21 protein-coding genes are annotated in these 20,192 nt (G+C 63.3%); 10 read left to right on the top strand and 11 right to left on the bottom strand.

Features of this window, described 5'->3' with window-relative positions:
• Window positions 1-7: 7 nt before the first annotated feature.
• Entirely contained in the window at window positions 8-1,063 is a 1,056-nt protein-coding gene (locus SZ63_RS05040; RefSeq protein ID WP_048182133.1) for a class II glutamine amidotransferase, read from the top strand.
• Entirely contained in the window at window positions 1,060-2,568 is a 1,509-nt protein-coding gene (locus SZ63_RS05045; protein WP_048182138.1) for a glutamate synthase-related protein, read from the top strand. Before SZ63_RS05040 ends, SZ63_RS05045 begins: the two co-directional genes overlap by 4 nt.
• A 263-nt stretch (window positions 2,569-2,831) precedes the next feature.
• Here SZ63_RS05045 and SZ63_RS05050 read toward each other — a convergent pair whose 3' ends face one another.
• From SZ63_RS05050 to SZ63_RS05065, 4 genes are read right to left on the bottom strand one after another with little or no spacing between them, the layout of a single operon-like run.
• Complete coding sequence (locus SZ63_RS05050; RefSeq protein WP_048182141.1) at window positions 2,832-3,992, bottom strand: aconitase X; 1,161 nt, start codon at window positions 3,990-3,992, stop codon at window positions 2,832-2,834.
• Complete coding sequence (locus tag SZ63_RS05055; protein ID WP_048182144.1) at window positions 3,993-5,234, bottom strand: UbiD family decarboxylase; 1,242 nt, start codon at window positions 5,232-5,234, stop codon at window positions 3,993-3,995.
• Entirely contained in the window at window positions 5,227-5,781 is a 555-nt protein-coding gene (locus tag SZ63_RS05060; RefSeq protein WP_048182146.1) for a UbiX family flavin prenyltransferase, read from the bottom strand. The genes SZ63_RS05055 and SZ63_RS05060 overlap by 8 nt, the downstream gene beginning before the upstream one ends.
• A gap of 14 nt (window positions 5,782-5,795) precedes the next feature.
• A complete protein-coding gene (locus SZ63_RS05065; RefSeq protein WP_048182149.1) occupies window positions 5,796-7,004 on the bottom strand; it encodes an HD domain-containing protein in 1,209 nt (402 codons plus the stop codon).
• A 408-nt stretch (window positions 7,005-7,412) separates the two neighbouring features.
• On the opposite strand from SZ63_RS05065, the gene tcmP reads away from it, so the two are divergent.
• A complete protein-coding gene (gene tcmP / locus SZ63_RS12625) occupies window positions 7,413-8,384 on the top strand; it encodes a three-Cys-motif partner protein TcmP (protein ID WP_082122655.1) in 972 nt (323 codons plus the stop codon).
• Here tcmP and SZ63_RS05070 read toward each other — a convergent pair.
• Together SZ63_RS05070 and SZ63_RS12900 are read right to left on the bottom strand one after the other, a co-directional pair.
• On the bottom strand, window positions 8,381-9,112 hold the full coding sequence (locus SZ63_RS05070; protein WP_338151812.1) for an SPL family radical SAM protein: 732 nt from the start codon (window positions 9,110-9,112) through the stop codon (window positions 8,381-8,383). The genes tcmP and SZ63_RS05070 overlap by 4 nt on opposite strands.
• Complete coding sequence (locus SZ63_RS12900) at window positions 9,109-9,297, bottom strand: AbrB/MazE/SpoVT family DNA-binding domain-containing protein (RefSeq protein WP_156168371.1); 189 nt, start codon at window positions 9,295-9,297, stop codon at window positions 9,109-9,111. Before SZ63_RS12900 ends, SZ63_RS05070 begins: the two co-directional genes overlap by 4 nt.
• Before the next feature lie 276 nt (window positions 9,298-9,573).
• Between SZ63_RS12900 and SZ63_RS05075 the strand changes: the two genes are divergently transcribed.
• Window positions 9,574-10,476 carry a 2-phospho-L-lactate transferase CofD family protein gene (locus tag SZ63_RS05075; protein ID WP_048182155.1) on the top strand — a complete coding sequence of 301 codons (903 nt, stop codon included), beginning with the start codon at window positions 9,574-9,576 and terminating at the stop codon, window positions 10,474-10,476.
• Window positions 10,477-10,786: 310 nt separating this feature from the next.
• Complete coding sequence (gene cofD, locus SZ63_RS05080) at window positions 10,787-11,689, top strand: 2-phospho-L-lactate transferase (protein WP_048182158.1); 903 nt, start codon at window positions 10,787-10,789, stop codon at window positions 11,687-11,689.
• 9 nt (window positions 11,690-11,698) lie between these two features.
• Here the strand turns inward: cofD and nifU are convergent, their stop codons facing one another.
• From nifU to SZ63_RS12905, 3 genes are all read right to left on the bottom strand, one after another.
• Window positions 11,699-12,088 (bottom strand): Fe-S cluster assembly scaffold protein NifU, encoded by a 390-nt coding sequence (gene nifU, locus SZ63_RS05085; RefSeq protein WP_082122656.1) that lies wholly within the window; start codon window positions 12,086-12,088, stop codon window positions 11,699-11,701.
• 124 nt (window positions 12,089-12,212) lie between these two features.
• Complete coding sequence (locus SZ63_RS05090; protein ID WP_082122657.1) at window positions 12,213-12,461, bottom strand: sulfurtransferase TusA family protein; 249 nt, start codon at window positions 12,459-12,461, stop codon at window positions 12,213-12,215.
• Between the two features lie 15 nt (window positions 12,462-12,476).
• Complete coding sequence (locus SZ63_RS12905) at window positions 12,477-12,647, bottom strand: hypothetical protein (protein WP_156168373.1); 171 nt, start codon at window positions 12,645-12,647, stop codon at window positions 12,477-12,479.
• Window positions 12,648-12,883: 236 nt separating this feature from the next.
• On the opposite strand from SZ63_RS12905, the gene SZ63_RS05095 reads away from it, so the two are divergent.
• The 4 genes from SZ63_RS05095 (at window position 12,884) to SZ63_RS05110 (ending at window position 17,263) form a co-directional block, all read left to right on the top strand.
• Window positions 12,884-14,056 carry a HEAT repeat domain-containing protein gene (locus tag SZ63_RS05095; RefSeq protein WP_052959064.1) on the top strand — a complete coding sequence of 391 codons (1,173 nt, stop codon included), beginning with the start codon at window positions 12,884-12,886 and terminating at the stop codon, window positions 14,054-14,056.
• A gap of 287 nt (window positions 14,057-14,343) precedes the next feature.
• Window positions 14,344-14,886 (top strand): pyruvoyl-dependent arginine decarboxylase, encoded by a 543-nt coding sequence (locus tag SZ63_RS05100; RefSeq protein ID WP_048182165.1) that lies wholly within the window; start codon window positions 14,344-14,346, stop codon window positions 14,884-14,886.
• A 123-nt stretch (window positions 14,887-15,009) separates the two neighbouring features.
• Window positions 15,010-16,299, top strand: coding sequence for an aspartate--tRNA(Asn) ligase (gene aspS, locus SZ63_RS05105; protein ID WP_048182167.1), 1,290 nt, complete (start codon window positions 15,010-15,012; stop codon window positions 16,297-16,299).
• A 61-nt stretch (window positions 16,300-16,360) separates the two neighbouring features.
• Window positions 16,361-17,263, top strand: a complete 903-nt coding sequence (locus SZ63_RS05110; RefSeq protein WP_048182172.1) for a methionine synthase — start codon at window positions 16,361-16,363, stop codon at window positions 17,261-17,263.
• 34 nt (window positions 17,264-17,297) lie between these two features.
• Here the strand turns inward: SZ63_RS05110 and SZ63_RS05115 are convergent, their stop codons facing one another.
• Window positions 17,298-17,882: an RAD55 family ATPase gene (locus tag SZ63_RS05115; RefSeq protein ID WP_048182175.1), complete on the bottom strand. Its 585-nt coding sequence runs from the start codon at window positions 17,880-17,882 to the stop codon at window positions 17,298-17,300.
• 78 nt (window positions 17,883-17,960) lie between these two features.
• Window positions 17,961-19,502 (bottom strand): class I adenylate-forming enzyme family protein, encoded by a 1,542-nt coding sequence (locus tag SZ63_RS05120; protein ID WP_048182178.1) that lies wholly within the window; start codon window positions 19,500-19,502, stop codon window positions 17,961-17,963.
• Between the two features lie 143 nt (window positions 19,503-19,645).
• Between SZ63_RS05120 and SZ63_RS05125 the strand changes: the two genes are divergently transcribed.
• Window positions 19,646-20,116, top strand: coding sequence for a GNAT family N-acetyltransferase (locus SZ63_RS05125; RefSeq protein ID WP_048182181.1), 471 nt, complete (start codon window positions 19,646-19,648; stop codon window positions 20,114-20,116).
• Window positions 20,117-20,192 lie beyond the last annotated feature (76 nt).

Below are 20,192 nucleotides of genomic sequence, written 5' to 3' on the forward strand. Positions count from 1 at the left end.
GATGGTTATGTGCGGCATAATTGGCGTAATGGACAGATCTCGCCGGACGATGGATGGTTCCGGCATCCGACAGGCTCTCTCCATGATGAACGAGCGCGGCAGCGGCGAGGGGGCGGGGTACGCAGCCTACGGCATCTACCCCGACTACCGGGACTGCTACGCCCTCCATGTCTTCTTCGACAACGTCCGCGAGAACAAGCCGCTCCTCGAATCGACGCTCGCGCAGTGGGGGACGGTCGAGCACGACGAGGCGATCCCGACCTATGGGCAGCCGAATCTCCGGGCGGTTCATACCCCCTGGCGCTACTTCTTCAAGCCCGACGCATCCCTCGCGCCGCCGGGAAGCGCGACGCCGGAGGACGATATCGTCAGCGCCCTCGTGATGCAGGTCAACGCCGCCCGCCGCGGCGCGCTCATCTTCTCCTCCGGCAAGGACCTCGGGGTCTTCAAGGCCGGCGGGTGGCCCGAGGACGTCGCGGACTTCTACCGGATCGAGGACTACGAGGGCTACATCTGGCTCGCGCACAACCGCTACCCGACGAACACCCCCGGGTGGTGGGGCGGCGCGCACCCGTTCAACCTCCTCGGCTGGAGCGTCGTGCACAACGGCGAGATCACCTCCTACGGGACGAACCGGCGCTACATCGAGAGTCTCGGCTACACCTGCACGATGTATACCGACACGGAGGTCGTCGCCTATCTGGTCGACCTTCTGGTGCGGCGGCACGGCCTTGACGTCGATATCGCGGTTCGGGCGCTCGCCCCGCCCTTCTGGGAGGAGATCGACCGGATGCCCGCGGCCGAGCGGGAGTGGAACTCCGCCCTCCGGCTTGCCTACGCATCCGCCATGATGAACGGGCCGTTCGCCATCGTGGCCGCGAACCGCGACATGATGGTCGGGTTCACCGACCGGACGAAACTCCGGCCGATGATCGTCGGCGAGTGCGGCGACCGGCTCTACATCTCGAGCGAAGAGGCGGCAATCCGGGCGATGGAACCGCGGGTCGAGTCGATCCGGATGCCGGCTGCGGGCGAGCCGGTGATCGGGAGGGTTGTCGCATGATCGGGAGCCTCCCTTCCCGCTACCGGATCAGCATCGACCCCGTCCGGTGCATGGAGTGCGGACGGTGCATCGAGAACTGCTCCTACGGCGTCTTTTCCCGGGACGGCGACCGGATCCAGGTCAACTCCCGGAACTGCACCGCCTGCCACCGCTGCATCGCCTGCTGCCCCCGGGACGCCATCGGCATCGAGGAGCACCCCTGCGACTACCGGAGCCACCCGCTCTGGACGCGGGAGGCGCGGGAGTCGATCTACAACCAGGCCCGGACCGGCAAGATCATCCTCGCCGGGATGGGCAACGCCCTCGACTACCCGGTCATCTTCGACCGCCTGGTGCTGGACGCCTGCCAGGTCACGAACCCGAGCCTCGACCCGCTCCGCGAGCCGATCGAACTCGTGACCCACCTCGGAAAGAGGCCGGCGCGGCTCGATCTCCTGCGGCGGGAGGGCGGCGACGTCGAACTCAAGACCCGCCTCACCCCGAACCTGCGGATCGAGACGCCGGTGATGATCGGGCACATGAGTTACGGGGCGATCAGCCTCAACGCCCAGGTAGCCATGGCCCGGGCGGCAAAAGAGACCGGGACCTATATGGGCACCGGGGAAGGCGGGCTGCACGCCGCCCTCCACCCCTACCAGGACCGGATGATCGTCCAGGTCGCGTCCGGGCGGTTCGGCGTGAACATCGACTACCTGGAGCGGGGCGCCGCCGTCGAGATCAAGATCGGCCAGGGCGCGAAGCCCGGCATCGGCGGGCACCTCCCGGGGGAGAAGGTCTGTGCGGAGATCTCCAGAACGAGGATGATCCCGGAGGGGAGCGACGCGATCAGCCCCGCGCCGCACCACGACATCTACAGCATCGAAGACCTCGCCCAGCTCGTCCGCGGCCTCAAGGAGGCTACGGAGTGGAAGAAACCGGTCTTCGTGAAGATCGCCGCCGTCCACAACGTCGCCGCCATCGCCGCCGGGATCGCGCGCTCGCCGGCCGATGCGGTCGTCATCGACGGGTTCCGCGGCGGCACCGGGGCGGCGCCGACGGTCTTTCGCGACCACGTAGGGATCCCGATCGAGGCGGCGGTCGCGAGCGTGGACAAAAAACTCCGCGACCAGGGGATCAGAAACGAGATATCCGTCATCGCGAGCGGGGGTATCCGGGGGAGCGCCGACGTCGCGAAGGCGATCGCCCTCGGGGCGGACGCGGTCTACATCGGCACCGCGGCGCTCGCGGCGATGGGCTGCCGGGTCTGCGGGAACTGCTACCGCGGCCTCTGCCCCTGGGGGATCGCCACCCAGCGGCCCGACCTCGTGGCGCGGCTGAATCCCAACGAGGCGTCGGAACAGGTGGCAAACCTGATCCGGGCGTGGACGCTCGAACTCGCCGAACTCCTGGGTGCGGCCGGTATCAACAGCATCGAGAGCCTGCGGGGCAACCGCGACCGGCTCCGGGGCTACATGCTCGACGAGAGCCTGATGGAGGTGCTCGACGTCAGAGGAGTGGGGGCGTGAATTGGCCCGTTCGGACAACGGTAGATTCCGGGTGAAGCCGCGAAGGAAGCCGCCTGCACACGTATGCCGAACTTCGCGTCCTTCGCGGCTTCGCGCGAGCTAACAGGTTATAAGCGATGATACGGCCTCACGCGAAGAGAGCGAAGCCGCGAAAGGGAGTTACAAGTAACTATACCGAACTTTGCGCCTTCGCGTGCGATATCGGTTGTTGATAGTGATTCACGGCTTCGGGTGAGGGAATTGGTGAGGATAACGGCACGCCCTCACGACGTCGCGACCTCGACGCACTCTTTCCTCGTCCCGATCCGGGCGAGCGCCCCGCACATCCCGGGAACGTAGGCGAGGGCTTTGCCCGAGTCGACCATGATCGAAGCGAACTCGTCCATCCGGGGCGAGACGACCATGCAGGTGTCCGCGATCACCCGGGCGCCGCTCCGTTCGATGACGCTCACGAGGTCGGGGTTGTGCTTCGCGACCCCCTTTGCGGCAAAGATGTAGAAGGGTTTCGTCGTCGTCTTCCCCCGCAGGAGTTCCGCGAGTTCCCGGAGCTCGTCGGCGGAGCAGTGCGGGCACCCGACCGCGACTGCCTCGACCTCGGTCTCCGTAAAGAGGGCCTCGATCTCGTCCTGTGTTACCGTCACCCGGTCGAGGTCGCCGGTGTCGAACGTGAAAACCCGGGCTTCCGGGGTGATCTTCTCGACGTGGAAGAGGGCGACCGCCCCGGTCGCCGCCATCGCAGCCCCGAGGGCTTTGAGGTGATCGCGGTTCGGCCGGATACCCTCGAAGAGCGGGATCCGGTTCCCCACCTTCTTCCCGGCGACGTGGCCGATGGCGCCCCAGTGGCCGGCGTGCGGGCCGGTGCCGTTCTCGACCTCGACGACGACCTGCGGACGTCGGTTCTCGACGATGTGGAGACCGTAATAGGGGGTCTTTCCGATGATCGCCGCCGCAAGGGCGCTCGGCCCGCCTTCCCGGTTCGTCCGGGCACCGAGAACCGAGTTCGCGTAGGCGACCGCCGAAGACTCCGACCAGGCCAGGTGCTCCCCGTACTCCGTGATCCGCAGGTAATAGGGAGTGCAGGTGCACTCGACCCGGATCCCGAGCTTCCGGTAGGCCTCGACGACCTCCGCCTGGCGGCGGGCGAACTCCTCGTCGATCCCGAACTCCTGCCATCCCTCCCGCGGCATCCCGATGGGATTCAGAACCGCCGGGACCGCCGCCCGGGCGTTGAGGCTCTGCAGCCAGGCAAGCCCCCATCTTCCGATGGTCTTGTAGGACGCACCGCTCACCTGGGCGCTCGTGATCGGGACGAGTTTCTCCGCCCCGTAGACCTCCCCGAGCGCGACCAGGATCTCCATCATCTTCTGCCGGGTCTCGCCGAACTCGCCGGCGAGCACCCGCTCGTCATCGTTGTCTAGATACATCTACACCCACTCCGCTCTCCTGAATTCGTCCTCTCTCCCCATGACCATCGTGGCATCGACACCGACCTTCACGTTCGTCCCGTCGGATAACCGTGTCGGGTCGAGCGACGAGCCACGGACGCCGGCGACGATCATGATGTCGGTATCGCCCCGGACCCTCGTCGCGATAGCGTATTCGACGTCGTAAGGGTCGTGGAGATTGATATCCTCGTCCACCACCACGACGTGCTTGAGGGAGGTGTGGGCGGCAAACGCCGCCATGATGGCGTTCTTCGCGTCGCCCTGCGTATTTTTGCGGATCTTCACCACCGCGTGGAGGTAGCCGGCGCCGCCCTTCGTGAGGAGGACGTCACGCACCGTCGTCACCTCGCCCACTGCACGGTAGATCTTCGGCTCGTACGGCGCTCCCATCAGGAGTTTGTGCTCGTCGCCGGCCGGGAGGATGCCGTGGTAGATGGGGTCCTCCTTGCAGTACATCTTCGTGAACTCGATGACGTGCTGCTGGCGCACGGGGTCGTAGGTGCCGGTGATGTCGACGAACGGCCCTTCAGCCGCCGTTTCAGCAGTGATGTAACCCTCGAGGACGAACTCGGCGTCGGGGACCCGGACGCCGTTCCCGCACTCCCGCACGGCGAGTTCCCCGCCCATCAGTTCCGCGGCGTAGGCGAGCTCCTTACCCTCCGGGACGCGGGTGCAGGCGGCGAAGGTCACCAGCGGATGGGTGCCGACGGTGACGGCGACCGGGAGTTTCTCCCCGCGGGCGAGCGCTGCTTTGAGGAGGGTATGGGTGTGCCTTCCTTCCACCAGGCGGGCGACGACCCTTCCGTCGTCGAGGACCATCATCCGGTGGATGGAGGCGTTCTCGACGCCGTCGTAGCGCGAGAAGACGATCCCGGAGGTGAGGTAGCGCCCGGCGTCGCCGGGGAAGTGCTTCATGACCGGGAGGGCGGAGAGGTCGGCAGGGATGCCACCTTCGAGCCGTCCGGCGTCCACGACGCGGCCGCTGTAGGTCATGCCCGCGAGGTGTCCGACGAGGTCCCGCTCCTCGACGCCGAGCGCCGCTGCAAGCGATCTCCGGTCGGAGAGGAGGTTCATCACCCCCCGGCGGCCGTCGAGGTCGTGGAAGAAGAGGATCTTATCCGTCCGGCTCGCCATACGGGGAGCCTCGTAGACGGTCGAGCAGGGGCTCTCGATCTCCTCGACCCTGCCCTGCTCCCGCATCAGTTCGATAAAGTCACGCATCGTATCCGCTCCATCGGGTTCCGAGGTCGTGTTCGACCCCCATGTGGTCGAGCACCCGGGCCACCACCATATCGACGAGGTCGTCGATGGTCTGCGGGCGCTGGTAGAAGGGGGGGCTTGCGACCATCACGGTCGCGCCGGCATCGTCGGCCGCAAGCATATTCTTCAGGTGGATCCGGGAGAGCGGCATCTCCCGCAGCAGGAGGAGGAGGGGGCGCTTCTCCTTGAGGCAGACGTCCGCCGCCCGGGCGATCAGGTTGTCGGCGAACCCGTTGCTGACGGCGGCAAGCGTCTTCATGCTGCAGGGTACGATCGCCATCCCGTCGTAGCGGAACGAGCCGCTCGCGATATCGGCCGCAAGGTCGCTGTTCTCGGCGTATATGGCGCCGAACCCCTCGAGGTTCACGCCTTCGATCCCGGCGATCTGCCGGGCGGTATCGGAGATGACGATATGCACCGTTGCCCGTTCGCAGAGCACTTCGAGGAGGCGGCGGGCGTAGACGACCCCGCTTGCCCCGGTGACCCCGACGACGAATTCTTTCTTCATGCGCTCTCCATATGTTATGTCACTACGAGTTTATCCTGTTTTGTCGCCCGCTTCACCCGGAGCACCTCCGTCGCCGCCTGCTCGACCGCGTTCCGGTGCTCCTCCACGGTGTAGACGCCGAGGCGCCACTGCTGCCGCCGGGTGTCGTTCAGGGTGTTGATGAGAGGGGAGACCTCCTCGATCTCGACCATCGCATGGCTGTTCCTGACCCGGACCTCCATCGAGAGCGCCCGGGGGAGCCGGGGGATGTCGACCAGGACGCAGTCCTCCGTGACCCCGGCGGTCTCGGCGATCTCGCGGGCGATCTCCCGCTCCCGGGCGGGGCCGGGTTCCTGGCGGAAGGCTGCGGCGTTCACCCGGTCTTCGCCGATGTACAGCGCCCGCTTGTAGAGGTCCCGGGCGTAGACCCGGCGGGCGAGGTCGCGGGTGATCGGGGAGGGGGAGTGCTTCAGCCGCTCCATGCAGGCGGCGTCGTCCATCCGCATCAGTTCGCGGGCGTCCGTGCCCGGGACGTTTCGCACCTCCTCGCGGAGGGCGTGGACGAACATGCTCGTCGCGATCCGGCTCACGTGGTGGAAGTAGACCGCCGGGCGCATCAGCGTCCGGGCGATGAGGAGCGACTCGGCGGCGTTGATCCCGCCTTCGTGCAGGGCGATGCCCGACTCGGTGAAGATGGTGCTCCGGATCAGCCGGTGGGCGTCGACCGTCCCGTAGGGGACGCCGGTGTAGTGGGCGTCCCGCATCAGGTAGTCCATCCGGTCGACGTCCAGGCTGCCGTGGATGATGCTCGCGAGGCGGTGCTTCCCCGCGACGACGGCGCAGACCTCGGCGGGGTCGAGTCCTTCGCCTTCGAGGATACCCGCGGTCGTTCCCTCGCGGACGAGGCGGTCGATCTGGTGGTGGCTCCTCCCCGTGAACTCCTCCATCACCGGTTCGGTGACGTGGGAGAAGGGGCCGTGGCCGATGTCGTGGAGGAGGGCGGCCGTGGTGACGAGTTTCGTCTCGCCGTCGTCGAGCCCGAGCTGGCCCGCCATGAGGGCCGCAAGATGCATCGTCCCGAGCGAGTGCTCGAACCGGGTATGGTTTGCCCCGGGGTAGACGAGGTTTGCAAACCCGAGCTGGGTGACGTGGCGGAGCCGCTGGACGACCTCCGAGTCGAGCAGCCGGAGCGCCGTCGCGTCCGCTTCGACGTAGCCGTGCACCGGATCTTTGATGATCTTCATCGGTTCTGTTAAGATTCTTGGGAGATGAAAGATAAAGGTATTTGAAGGCGCGCGGGGTGCGGGGGGGTTTTCTTTTGGGGGGAGCGGGGTGTGGGTGCGGGGGTGTAGGCATCAAATGGCTGTCCGGGGTGCCCTGGTAGCAAAAGACCGGGCAGATCATTTTCTAGATAAAACGATTGTGCGCTACTCATCATCGCAAAGAACCAAGAGAGGCTCAATGCTAAAGTTAAAGGCGAAGTGTCCAAAAAATCTCAATAATTTTTCCCCACTAATGCTACTTCTCAATTTCCTACCACAGTTAGACATAGACTGGCAGTTCTACAACGAAGCCTCTCCGTATACTTGATTGATTAGACATAAAGCGATTTTAGAAAAACTTTTATTCGAAATCTATGATCATATAGATCTATGGATTACGATAGAGATAAAGACGGGTATATATATGATCGAGTTAAGTGGCATACCCGGAAAAAGCACTTTTTTATCGAATCTTATCTTCAAATCTGGGTTGATAAAGTAAAAAGGAATCAGCCGACGTTAGATATTTTTGATCTATTTGCTGCCACAGGGTTATGCTATTGTGAAGATATTGCAGAGCCCAATTCACGGTGGGAAGGATCGGCTTGTTTAGCTGCGAGATGTTTAGAGGGCTATCCCCGAGGAAGATATCTTTTCCTAAATACATATCATCCTGACGAGGAAATGTTTGCTGCACAAAAGGCTAACTTAACTCGTAAAATATCGGAAATCCGAAAAAGCAAACCTGGATATACAGAAATAGTTTCGAAGGAAATCGATCAGGCAGTTGAGGATGCAATTGCATTTGCTGAGAGTAAGAATCTGCTACAATACCCCACCATCTGGGTACTCGATCCATGTGCAGCCTCAACCTTACCATGGTCTGTAGTCGAGCGAATAGGAAAATTAAGACGCACATACTATTCTCCAAAAAGTGGTGAACGGGTCAGAAAACCGGAACTCATCATCAACTTGATGACATCCGATCTTCAGAGGAATATTAAGACCAATCCCCACGTGATAAGTATTGCATTAGGTCTTGATGAGGGGGTCTGGAGGCCGGAGATTGACGATCTAATGCAAACTAAGGGATATAACACCCGAGAGGCATTGATTGAACTTTATGCCCGTAGGTTGTCGGAACTATATGACAAAGCGCCCATAATCTCTGAAATCAATACTACAAATGAGTCTGCAATTGTGTATTGTCTCTTTTTATGTACCGATAACAATGCAGGTCATTATATGGGGAAACTTCAGGGTTTGAAGGATTACAATACGCGACTATATGATTGGAGACATGAAGCGCGAAGGGTGGTAGCGGAGAAAAAACTACCTCCTGATCAAACAAAGCTGTTTTAATATTTCTTCAAATCATCTTTTATATAGTATTTAGAGTTATACTCGTTCAGTTTGCGAATGACTCCGGCTTTAAATGCCTTCCAATCGACCTTGTGTTGCTGTTTGTTGTAATTCAGTTTTCCAACTTTGAAGAGGTCTACAAACTCATGGGTCAAGTCGATAAGTTGTAACGTCTGTTCAGGGAACCATACTGGCTCTAATGATACATAGGTGAAGATGCCGAGGCCGTAGGCTTTCTTCAGCGATTCTATCCTTTCCACCGTCGGAGCTGCCCTGGGTTCGATTTTTTCTCTCCACGCTTCATCGGTAAACACCAGGGTCGTGCCATACTCGCTCAGCTCCGGATGTTCCGATAGCAGATCAAAATCTCGCTCAGACCTCCTGCCGCCTTTCGTCAAGATGGATACTTTGAGCTTATTCTGATGCAGAATTTTGATTGCCTTCCGTGTAAGTTGCGTCTCCACATCGAGGGGCTGATACGGATCGGTTGTGAAGGATAGCAGTATCGGACGTGTCTCTCCTTTATCCCGCAGTTCGATTGCATCTTTTTCGAACTTGTACATCACACCATCCCGAACCCGGGGCTGGCAAAAATCATCTCTACTCGTTCGGATTGCAAGGGGAGCGTAACAGTACGTACAGCCGTGACCACATCCACGGTACAAGTTCGCCGCTAACTCACAGTATTCTCGGGCTCTACCTTTCGTCTCATATATGATCGTGGTCACTTTCCTCCCTCCTGTTTGATTATTTCAATAACAAGCCGATCTCTATTGATACTCCATCTCAGGCGGTCTCCTTTTTCCAATTCGAATTGGTCTTTGATGAAGGCAGGTATGGTTGCCCTTAAGGAGTTGCTATTCGAAGCCGCCACGGTGATAGTTGTTTCATTCGCCCGGGGATTTCTTGCCATGCTGCTACAGAGTTACTATGCAACTCTGATATTAAAATTAATTGTCTATTAAATTACAATACTAATTGCCCCTATAATTGTCATAATAATTACCTATAGAGTTATGAGAAAAGGTATGCATCGGTGCCTTCTGCCGGGTCGAGGGCTTCTGGTAACACGCTAGGAACCCGGAGAGCGAGATCAACACTCAACCTCCGCCCCACCCCCACCTCCCTCCCCACCACACCAACTGAAACCGTTAACCCCCCTGACACCCCACATAAATGACATTCAGCCATGATCACCTTCCTCTCCGGCGGAGCCGGGACGCCTGCGCTCGTCCGGGGCGTCCGGCAGATCCTCTACGACAGCGAGATCGCCGTGGTCGCGAATACCGCCGAGGATCTCCGGGTATCGGGGGGCCACTGTGCGCCCGACATCGACACCGCCGTCTTCCTCTTTGCCGGCATCCTCGACACCGGCCGGTGGTGGGGGATCAAGGGCGACACTTACGCCACCCATAACTACCTCCCGAAGGTGGCGGGCGGCGAGCCCTTCCCGGTCGGCGACCGTGCCCGGGCGGTCCAGATCGCCCGGGCGGCGCTGCTCCGGGAGGGAAAAACCCTGACCGAGGCGGTCCGGGCGCAGTGCCGGTCGCTCAACATCGGGGCGACCGTCCTCCCGATGACCGACGGCGACGCCGCCCTCTTCGTCGATACCGGCACCGGACGCCTCCCGCTCCTCGAGTACCGGATGGCCGCCGATCCCGGGACGGAGGTCCGGGAACTCGTCGGGCCAGAACCCCCGGCGGTCACGGACGAGGTGCGGGCGGCGATCGAGGAAAGCGACGCCGTGGTGATCGGGCCCGCCAACCCGGCGGCGAGCATCCTCCCCATCCTCGACTGCGCCGGGATGCGGGACCTCCTCCTTGAGAAATTCGTCGTCGCGGTCTCGCCGTTTTCGGGCGGCGTCGCGCCGGACTCGAAAGACGCCGCCCTCATGTACGCCGTCGGCGAAACCCCCACGTCACCGGCGGTCTCCCGGCTGTACGGGGATATCGTCGACGTCTTCGTCCAGGACATCCACGACCCCGACGACGTCCCCGGCTCGCTCCGCCTCGAGACGCGCCTGATGCACGATCGGCAGGCCGAATCGCTCGCGTGGGACATCATGGCGGTCATCCGCCACGCCGTTTCGTGAAAAACAGTCCTGTAGGAGATCGGGTTCTATACCCCTCGCCGTTACCCGCCCCCCCTCTGTATCTCACGCGAAGGCGCGAAGGCGCGAAGTCTGTGTGGTTGTTGGCAACCTTCCTTCGCGTTCTTCGCGTCTTCGCGCGAGGCCATGCGGCTTGCGACACATCACTGATTCACGCGAAACCGCATCGTCGTCCGGGCGAGCAGGAGTGTCATGCGTGGCAATTCTCTGGAACCCGAAAAATCCGCCCCGAATCGTCCCGCCCGATTTGGGAAAATTCATATACGCATGCGCTTGATACGCTAATTATCCAATGATAACCTTCCTCTCGGGCGGGACCGGAACCCCGAAACTCCTCCGCGGGGTGCGGGAACTGCTGGACGAGCGGGACATCGCGGTCGTCGTCAACACGGCCGAGGACACCTGGCTCTCCGGCAACCACCTCTCGCCCGACATCGACACGGTCATGTACCTCTTTGCGGGCATCCTCGACACCAACCGGTGGTGGGGGATCAAGAACGACTCCTACATCACCCACGACCTCCTCGCACGGCTCGGCATAGACGAGTACATCGCCGTCGGCGACCAGGACCGGGCGGTTCACGCAGCACGGGGAGAGATGCTCCGGAGCGGCAAGCGGCTGACGGAGATCACCAGGGCGCTCTGCCGCACGCTGGACGTCCGGGCGACCGTTCTCCCGATGACCGACTCCGTCGTGACGACCTACGTCCGGACGCTCCGGGGCGAGATACACTTCCAGGAGTACTGGGTGAAGCACCGGGGCGACGTCGCGATCGACGGCGTCGTCCGGAAGTTCGATGAGCCGCCGGCCGCGAGCGACGAAGTCATCGAGGCGATCGAGGAAAGCGACGCCGTGGTGATCGGGCCGAGCAACCCGGTCACGAGCATATCCCCGATCCTCGAGTGCGACGGGGTGCGGGAGGTGCTCCGCCGGCAGCACGTCATCGCGGTCAGCCCCTTCATCGGCGATGCCCCGGTCAGCGGCCCGGCGGCGGCGCTGATGCGGGCGTTCGGAAAAGAGCCCTCGTCCGCCGGAACCTACGGTCTCTACGAGGACTTCGTGGACGTCTTCATCCAGGACATCCGCGACCCGGTCGAACTCGAAGGGGCGCTGCGCCAGGACACCCTCATGGTCAACCGGGGCAAGAGTCTCGACCTCGCGAAGAGCATCCTGACCCTGATCTACGGGTGCTGATAAGCCCCCTCACCCATTCTTCTGTTTCTCCCGGTAATCCTGTATCGCCGCGTGGAGCGCGTCGGCCGCCAGGTTCGAGCAGTGCATCTTCCTGGGCGGCAGCCCCTCGAGTTCGGTCGCGACGTCGTCGCGGGTGATCTTCATCGCCTCCTCAAGCGTCTTCCCCTTGGCGAGATCGGTCACCATACTGCTCGTCGCGATCGCCGAACCGCACCCGAACGTCCGGAACCTGATATCCTCGATGACGTCGTCTTTGACCCGGATGAAGATCTCCATGATGTCGCCGCAGACGGGGTTGCCGACCTTGCCGTAGCCGTCCGGGTTCTCGATCACCCCGACGTTGTGCGGGTTCATGAAGTGCTCCATCACCTTCTGGCTGTATCCGATCTGGTCTGCCAAATCCTTCACCTACAGCGGTGTAATAGTCCGCAGGCGTTTAACTGTTTCTTCGACCGCTCCGGGGCACCCGGGCGTCGCGGCCGTCGATCCGGGAGAAGGGGAAACCCGCACGGCCGGTGGCCGGTCACGACGCTTCTGCCGCCGGTGCCGCCCCCTTGCGCACGATGAGGGTCGTCACGCCGCTCGCAACGTGCTCTTCCTCGATCTTATGCCCGTTTTCATCGGCCCAGGATCTGACCGCCTCGACAAGGTCGTGCCTGTCGGCCGTCACCTGCATGACCTGCCCTCTCTCGAGCACCTCCATCTCCTCCTCGATCAGGAGCATGGGCGACTGGCAGCTGCCGACACAATTTACCGTCCTATCCGCGTACATCCATCTCACCTCACTTCATCTTCCGGGTGGAGAGCCGCATCTCGTGCTCCACCGGTCCGCCCGGCGCCGGATACCCTCCTCCGCGGCAGGGTCGGCCGGGAGCGCCTCTTTCGTCATCGCGATCGGCACGGGGCAGTAGAGCCCGATGCAGTCCACGACCGTCACGGGTTCTTTCTCCGGTTCCATCTCCGTACCTTCCGTTGCGGGACGCGCGTGGGAACCCGGGTCCCGTGACCGTCCGCGGCACACTCCCCGGGAGCACCGGATGCTGCCCCATCCCATATAAGCGTTCCTTTGAGGGTGCCGGCGGTAGAGAACGGCAAAGGGAGGTTCCCGTGCCTCCGGGAGAAGATCAGAAAGATTATACTCCATCTCCCGCCACCTACCATCATCGGAGAAGATTGATCATCCGGAGGATGCCGATGGGACTATGGAACCGGCTCGGACGCAGGAAGGGGGAGGAAACGGACGCATCGATCGATGCGGAGGAGGATGCCCGGATAGCGGGGATCGCCGAATCACTTGAGAGCGAGGATATCGTGACCAGGTGGAGGGCGGTTCGGGCGCTCGGGGAGATCGGCGAAGCGGCGGTGCTCCCGCTGATGAAGGGGCTCGGGGATGAGGACTGGTGTGTCCGGCGGGAAGCGGCGGTCGCCCTCGGCCGGATGGGGCCGGCGGCAATCCCGCACCTCATCGGGACGTTCTCGCACGCCGACGACACCATGCGGCAGGACGCCGTCCGGGCGCTCCGGTCGCTCGGGAGCCCGGCGGCGGATGCCCTGAAGGAGGCGGCGCACTACGGGGACGCGGCAGTCCGCCGCGGGGCGCTGGAGGCGCTCGGGGGGTTCCCGGCCGGGGACACCTTCCTGGAGGCGCTCGCCGACGAAGACCCCGGGGTGCGGCGGTGCGCGATCGCCGGGGTGAGAAGTTCCCGTGACGAGCGCGGCATAAAGGGGGTTGTCGCTCTCCTTCGCGACCCGGACGAGCAGGTCAGGGCTCTCGCCGCCGACGCGCTCGCCGCCTTCGGCGAGACTGCGGTCCCGTCGTGCATCGAAGCGCTCGGCGACGATGAGGAGGACTTCCGGCGGCGGAGCGCAGCGGTTCTCGCCCGTATCGGCGTTCCCGCGGTCAGCCCCCTCTCGGCCGCTCTCGGAGACGAACGGCCGCCCGTCCGCCGGTGGGCTGCCCGGGTGCTCGGGGAGATCCGGGCCGGCGAGGCGATCGCACCGCTCATCGAGGCGCTTGCCGACCCCGACCGTGAGGTGCGGTGGCACGCCGGCGGTGCGCTCGCGAGTATCGGCGCGCCGGTCGTCGCCCCGCTCATCGAGACTCTCGGGAACGGCGACGAGGCCGCCCGGCACCGGGCAATGGAGGCGCTCTGGCGGGTCGGAGGGGTGGCGGCACCGGCCCTGATCGATCTTACCGGCGGCGGCGATGCCGAATCCCGCCGCAGGTCGGCCATCGTTCTCGGGGAGATCGGTGCTCCCGGCGCGACCGAAGCGTTGCAGGCCCTTCTCCAGGACGCCGACAGGGATGTCCGGCGGGAGGCGTTCGAGGCGCTGGAGGCGATCAAGGCGCGGGGAAACCTCGCCTGACGGATGCGCCCCTCATTGCCCCCGGCAGATCCGCGGGGGTTTCCCGGGATGCCGGCGAATATGACGGCAATCCCGGTACCGGCCGGCCTCAGGGACGGATCGACGGGTTTCGGCGTAGCCGCAGTCACACCGGGGCATACGAACCACCCGCTTTTTTTTGGCTGATTTCTGGTTTGCCGGCACTTCATTGACCTAATGCCAAAATGGGCGGAAATTTCACTCCATTTTCGATTTGTGACTGTTATAACCGAAAATATTAAAAAATTCAAGCGATAAGAAGATCCCTAATGTTCGTTCCGACCAAGTGTTTCTTTACGAAGGGTGTGGGCATCCACAAAGACAAACTGGCATCGTTTGAACTGGCTCTCAGGCAGGCGGGCATCGAGAAGTACAATCTTGTCTACGTCTCGAGTATCTTCCCCCCGAACTGCCAGCTGGTCTCGAAGGAGGACGGCCTGAAGGAGCTCTCACCGGGCAGCATCGTCTACGTCGTCATGGCCCGGAACGAGACCAACGAACCGAGCCGGCTTGCTTCCGCCGCCATCGGCCACGCGATGCCCAGGGAGAGCAACGCCTACGGCTACCTCTCCGAGCACCACGCCTTCGGGGAGACGGAGGAGATCTCGGGCGAATACGCTGAAGACCTTGCGGCAACCATGCTCGCGACGACGCTCGGGATCGAGTTCGACCCCGACAAAGCGTGGCAGGAGCGGGAACAGATCTACAAGGCGAGCGGCCGGATCATCAGCACGACCCAAATCTGCCAGGCGGCGGAAGGGGTCATGGACGGCCGCTGGACGACGGTCATTGCCGCAGCGGTCTTCCTCTAACACCCGCATCTCCAGGGCGGCCGCTCCCTTTCTTTCTTACGGCTGCCCTGCCGAAGTTTTCTCCCGGACCGGAGCGCAAAACAAAATACCTCCCGGGGCCCACACTGTATCCAGGTTTTTCACATGCGTCAACCAATACGCGCCGTAACCCCGGAAACGGAATCTGCCGAGATCGTCGGCTGGGTGCACGAGGTTCGCGATCTCGGAGGACTTTCGTTCTTCCTGATCCGCGACCGGACCGGCATCATCCAGGTGACCATCCCGAAGAAGAAAGTCCCGGCAGAGATCCTCGACACCGCCCGGAGCGTCTCGAGAGAGTCCGTGGTCAGGGTTCAGGGCACAGTCAAAGCAATCGAGAAAGCGCCCGGCGGGCGCGAGATCGTCCCCGAAGAACTCGAGATCATCAGCACCGCAGAGAGCCCGCTCCCCCTCGACGTCGCCGAGAAGGTTTCCGCCGAGATGGACACCCGGCTCGACTCCCGGTTCCTGGACGCGAGAAAACCGCGTGTCCGCGCCATCTTCTTCATCAGGTCCGCCGCGACCTGCGCCGCGACCGCGTTCCTCGCCTCCCGGGGCTGCATCAACATCACCACCCCGAAGATCGTCGCGGCGGCGACAGAGGGCGGCACCGAACTCTTCCCGATCGCCTACTTCGAGAAAGAGGCGTTCCTGAACCAGAGCCCGCAGCTCTATAAACAGATGATGATGGCTGCCGGGTTCGAGGCGGTCTTCGAACTCGGCCCCATCTTCCGCGCCGAGGAGCACAACACCGTCCGGCACCTCAACGAGGCGACGAGCCTCGACGTCGAGGTCTCGTTTGCCGACCACAACGATGTCATGGAACTCCTCGAGGACCTGATCGTCCACGTCTACGAAACGGTCGCGAAGGACTGCGCCGACGCGCTCGAGGAACTCGGGGTCGACCTCAACGTCCCGGCAAAACCGTTCCCCCGGATCCCGTATGCCGAGGCGATCGAGATCGCGAACAGGACCATCGAGGAGAAACTCGCCTTCGGCGACGACCTCTCTCCGGCGGCCGAGCGGGCGATCGGGGATACCGTCGGGCAGCACTACTTCATCGTCGACTGGCCGACCGATATCAGGCCCTACTACGCGATGCCGTATCCCGACCGCCCCGAGTTCTGCAAGGCGTTCGACCTGATGCATCCCCGGATGGAACTTTCCTCCGGCGCCCAGCGTATCCACGATCACGACCTCCTCGTGGAGCGGATTCGCGCGAAGGGACTCTCTCCCGAGAGTTTCGAGTTCTACTTAAAGACGTTCCGCTACGGCATGCCCCCGCACGCCGGGTGGGGGCTCGGCATCGAGCGGCTGGTGATGACGATGCTCGACCTCGCTAACATCCGCGAGGCGGTGCTCTTCCCGCGTGACCGGCACAGACTGACGCCATGACTTTAATTACCCGGGCGACCTACGGATCGATGTGCTTGCGTAGCGGGCAGAGGATGTTCTCATGACCCTGACAAGCGTGCGCCTCCCGACCACCGTGGTCGGGAGTTACCCGGTGGTGAAAGGCTCGGGGGTTCGCGCCCTCATGGATCCGCTGAAACATGCGGTGGAGATAGCGGTCGCCGATCAGATCGGCGCCGGGATCGACATCATCTCCGACGGCCAGGTCCGGGGCGACATGATCAGGGCCTTCACCTCCCATCTCCCCGGGATCCGCGGGTCGTCGGTCGTCGGGAAGGTCCAGCCTGCCGCACGGCCCATCACCCTTGCGGACACGAAGTACGCCCTCTCCCGGCACCCGAAGGTGAAAGGCATCCTCACCGGCCCGAGCACGCTCGCGCACGGCCTCTCGATCGAGACGCCGTTCTACCGGAACAAAGACGAACTGGTCCTCGATATTGCGCAGGCGCTCGCCGTCGAGGCGAACTACCTCCAGGACGCCGGCGTTGCGCTCATCCAGGTAGACGAGCCCATCTTCTCGACGGGGGCGGCGAACCTCGCCGTCGGCCGCGAGGCGGTGAACGCGATCGCCGGCATGCTCCGGGTGCCGGTATGCCTCCACGTCTGCGGGAACCTCGGGAACGTCATCGACGACGTCCTCAAAATAAACGTCGCCGTCTTCGATTTTGAGTTCGCGAACAACCCCCAAAACCTCGAGGTGCTCTCGGAAAAAGACCTGCGCGGCCGGATGATCGGCTACGGCTGCGTGGACTCGGCCGATCCGGGCATCGAGAGCATCGAGACGATCAAAAAGAGGATAGAGGCCGGGATCGGCGTCTTCTCCCCCGACGCCATGCTCCTCGACCCCGACTGCGGTCTCCGGATGCAGACGCGCGACGCGGCGCTCGGAAAACTGAAGAATATGGTTGTTGCGGCTGGCGAAGCCCGGGCCGAGTATACCGGCTAGACCGTTGGTTTCACGCAAATACGAAGGGGCCGGCCTAGACCACCCTGCTCGTCGTCGAGAGCTCGAGCCCCACCGCCATGATGTTGTAGGGGATCACGCGCTGCGGCACGTCCGAACCTGTGAACTTCTCGACGGCGAGCACCCGCTCGAACTCGTTGCCGTGAACCTGCTGCATGAGAGAGATGTAGATGTCGGCCGCCCGCATGATCCGCGCCTCCTCGGCGGGGCTGTGGATTCCCGTGTAGAGGAGGTAGACGATGTTGGCACCCCCCTCGATGACAGGGCGGGTGTCTTCGAGGATAAACCTGGCGGCCGTATCGATCCCCCAGGCGGCGACCAGCGTGGAGAGCGAGTCCACGATGATCTTCTTGCCCTCCATCGCCGCCGCCATCGCCGCGGGGTCCATGCCTCGTGCGTCGAGCATATTCTCTCCCGGCGCGGTATCGAGCATCAGGTAGGATCCCGCCCCCTCTCCTTCCTTCCAGAATTGCTGTGCCAGGAGTTCAAGGCCGCTCAGCGGAGATCCGGAGATGACGATACGGGTACCCGGAGCGAATCCTCCGTCAAGCGCCAGGTCCAGGCCTGCGATTCCTGTCGAACGTCTGGTGGTGTCTGCCACGTCTGTACCTCGAATATGTTTCCTCAAGCAGGATCTTTGCCGCTCTACCCTAATAACTGCTCTGTCGCATGCAATTCGTCACTCGCCGCCGGCACCGCAGTACTCTTCCCGGAGGCGCTTGCGCAGGAGCTTCCACCCGTTCACCCGGGGTATCTCGCCGGCGATGATGACCCGGCGGGGGACCTTGTAGCCCGCGAGGCGTTCGCGGGCGAAGGCGACGATATCCTCGGGCGAGATGCCGTTACCTGCAGGAACCACCACGGCCACCGGGACCTCGCCCCGGTGCTCGTCGGTGCACCCGAAGACCGCTGCGTCGCGGACGCCCGGGTGCTGGACGAGGACGTCCTCGACCTCGGTCGGGTAGACCTTCCAGCCCGACATCACGATCATGTCCTTCTTTCTGTCGGTGATGTAGAGCATCCCGTCTCTGTCCAGGTGCCCGACGTCGCCGGTCAGGAACCAGCCGTCGGGGAGGAAGACGGCGGCGGTCTCCTCGGGCATCTGCCAGTAGCCGAGCGCCACCCCCGGCCCCCGGAGCGCGATCTCGCCGTCCTCGCCGGGCCCGAGCTCCTGCGCGGGATCGTTCGCATCGACGATCTTCACCTCCGAGAACCCGACCGGGGTGCCGACGCTCTTAAACTCGTCGGCGGTCGCGTAGTGCTCGGGGCGGATGGCGGTTCCGGTGCCGACGACGACCGTCTCGGAGAGGCCGTAGGCGTTGACGACGGGAATGCGGAACCGCTCGTGGAAGGGTTTCCAGACGCCGGGCGTCAGGGGGCCGCCGCCGCTGATCATCGCCCGGGCGGTGGCGAGCGCCGCCTCGGTCCCCGGCGGGGTCTGGACGAGGGAGTGGATCACCGGCGGCATCCCGGCGACGATCGTCGCCCGGTAGTCGCGGGCCAGCTCGAGGTAGCGGTCGAGCTCGAACCGCTCCATGACGACGTAGGTTCCGCCGGCCCGGAGCGCCGCGATCCCCCAGCTGAGACCGACGTGGCCCATCGGGTAGATCCCGAGGTAGACGTCCGCATCGGTGATCCGGAGGACGTCCCGCTCGGCGTCCATCGCGGCGATCCAGTTCCCGTGAGTGAGCATGGCGCCCTTCGGCTTGCCGGTGGTGCCGGAGGTGTACTGGATCTGGCAGAGGTCGTCGAACCGGCAGTGGACGGCACGGCAGTCCGGCGGCGCCCGGAGGAGGGCCGCCCACGGCGTTGCGCCGGCCGCCTCCCCGCCGGCGGCGACGACATGCCGGAGCGACGGCGCCTGGTCCCGGATGCGCCCGACGAGCGCCGCACCCTCCGCGTCGGTGATGACGGCGACGGCACCTGCGTCGCGGACGGCGTAGAGAACCTCGCTCTCCCGGTAGACCCGGTTCGTCGGGACGGCGACGGCGCCGATGCGCCAGAGGGCGAAGTAACTGACGAGGTACTCCGTCGAACTGTCGAGGTAGATGCAGACGCGGTCCCCGCGCCCGACCCCGAGGTCGAGGAGGCCGCGCCCGATCCGGCAGACCCGGTCGAGGAGTTCGGCGCGGGTGTAGGACTCTCCGGTGGAGGGGACGACGAGAGCGGTCTTTTCGGGGTTACAGGCGTTGGCGTCGAGAAACGTGGTGCAGTTCGGCATGGATCGGCTCCGGGCGGCAGGTATGCGCTTTGATGTATATGCTTGTTCATGGGGCGGTAAATAGGTTGCCCCGGGAGGCCGTACCATGGGCGATCTCCGCTCCGGAGCCAAAAGCAGATTACTAAAGAGGCAGATCGGGATATATGCAGAGCCAGACGCCACTCGTCCGGGAGGCCGTCGAGGAAGACCTCGACGCCGTTCTCTTCCTCTATACGCATATGCACGACGCCGACGAAAAGGCCGACAATCGTGCGCTCCGGACGGCCTGGCGGGAGATTCTCGCCGACCCCCGGACCCGTCTCTTCCTCCTCGAACACAAAGGCGTGCCGGTCTCGTCCTGCGTCCTGCACATCCTCCCGAACCTCACCCGGGGCGCACGACCCTACGGGCTCGTCGAGAACGTCGTGACCCGGCGGGAGTTCAGGAACCGGGGGTTCGGCACGGCCCTCCTCAACCATGCGCTCGAGTGCGCGTGGAAAGAGAGTTGCTACAAAGTGATCTTGCTCACCGGCCGTCGCGAACAAAACGTCTTCCGGCTCTACGAGAAGGCGGGGTTCGCGAGAGGCGTCAAGGAAGGGCTCATCGCGTATCCGCCGGAGCCGGGCGGCCTGTAATCCCCACAATTCCGCTGTTGAGCACTTCCTCCACCTGACAGCCGCCCTTTTCCCGTGAGCGGGCACACCGGGCGGG

The sequence above is a fragment of the Methanoculleus sediminis genome (genome assembly GCF_001017125.1).
GTDB lineage: Archaea > Halobacteriota > Methanomicrobia > Methanomicrobiales > Methanoculleaceae > Methanoculleus > Methanoculleus sediminis.

What these genes read in the sequence shown, in the direction of transcription:
- SZ63_RS05050 (WP_048182141.1), bottom strand. Translation starts at nt 3,992, where the DNA reads ATGTATCTAGACAACGATGACGAGCGGGTGCTCGCCGGCGAGTTCGGC.
- tcmP (WP_082122655.1), top strand. Translation starts at nt 7,413, where the DNA reads ATGGATTACGATAGAGATAAAGACGGGTATATATATGATCGAGTTAAG.
- aspS (WP_048182167.1), top strand. Translation starts at nt 15,010, where the DNA reads ATGCGTCAACCAATACGCGCCGTAACCCCGGAAACGGAATCTGCCGAG.
- SZ63_RS05055 (WP_048182144.1), bottom strand. Translation starts at nt 5,234, where the DNA reads ATGCGTGACTTTATCGAACTGATGCGGGAGCAGGGCAGGGTCGAGGAG.
- SZ63_RS05040 (WP_048182133.1), top strand. Translation starts at nt 8, where the DNA reads ATGTGCGGCATAATTGGCGTAATGGACAGATCTCGCCGGACGATGGAT.
- SZ63_RS05100 (WP_048182165.1), top strand. Translation starts at nt 14,344, where the DNA reads ATGTTCGTTCCGACCAAGTGTTTCTTTACGAAGGGTGTGGGCATCCAC.
- SZ63_RS05065 (WP_048182149.1), bottom strand. Translation starts at nt 7,004, where the DNA reads ATGAAGATCATCAAAGATCCGGTGCACGGCTACGTCGAAGCGGACGCG.
- SZ63_RS12900 (WP_156168371.1), bottom strand. Translation starts at nt 9,297, where the DNA reads ATGGCAAGAAATCCCCGGGCGAATGAAACAACTATCACCGTGGCGGCT.
- SZ63_RS05125 (WP_048182181.1), top strand. Translation starts at nt 19,646, where the DNA reads ATGCAGAGCCAGACGCCACTCGTCCGGGAGGCCGTCGAGGAAGACCTC.
- SZ63_RS05045 (WP_048182138.1), top strand. Translation starts at nt 1,060, where the DNA reads ATGATCGGGAGCCTCCCTTCCCGCTACCGGATCAGCATCGACCCCGTC.
- SZ63_RS05060 (WP_048182146.1), bottom strand. Translation starts at nt 5,781, where the DNA reads ATGAAGAAAGAATTCGTCGTCGGGGTCACCGGGGCAAGCGGGGTCGTC.
- cofD (WP_048182158.1), top strand. Translation starts at nt 10,787, where the DNA reads ATGATAACCTTCCTCTCGGGCGGGACCGGAACCCCGAAACTCCTCCGC.
- SZ63_RS05095 (WP_052959064.1), top strand. Translation starts at nt 12,884, where the DNA reads ATGGGACTATGGAACCGGCTCGGACGCAGGAAGGGGGAGGAAACGGAC.
- SZ63_RS05090 (WP_082122657.1), bottom strand. Translation starts at nt 12,461, where the DNA reads ATGTACGCGGATAGGACGGTAAATTGTGTCGGCAGCTGCCAGTCGCCC.
- SZ63_RS05110 (WP_048182172.1), top strand. Translation starts at nt 16,361, where the DNA reads ATGACCCTGACAAGCGTGCGCCTCCCGACCACCGTGGTCGGGAGTTAC.
- SZ63_RS12905 (WP_156168373.1), bottom strand. Translation starts at nt 12,647, where the DNA reads ATGGAACCGGAGAAAGAACCCGTGACGGTCGTGGACTGCATCGGGCTC.
- SZ63_RS05120 (WP_048182178.1), bottom strand. Translation starts at nt 19,502, where the DNA reads ATGCCGAACTGCACCACGTTTCTCGACGCCAACGCCTGTAACCCCGAA.
- SZ63_RS05075 (WP_048182155.1), top strand. Translation starts at nt 9,574, where the DNA reads ATGATCACCTTCCTCTCCGGCGGAGCCGGGACGCCTGCGCTCGTCCGG.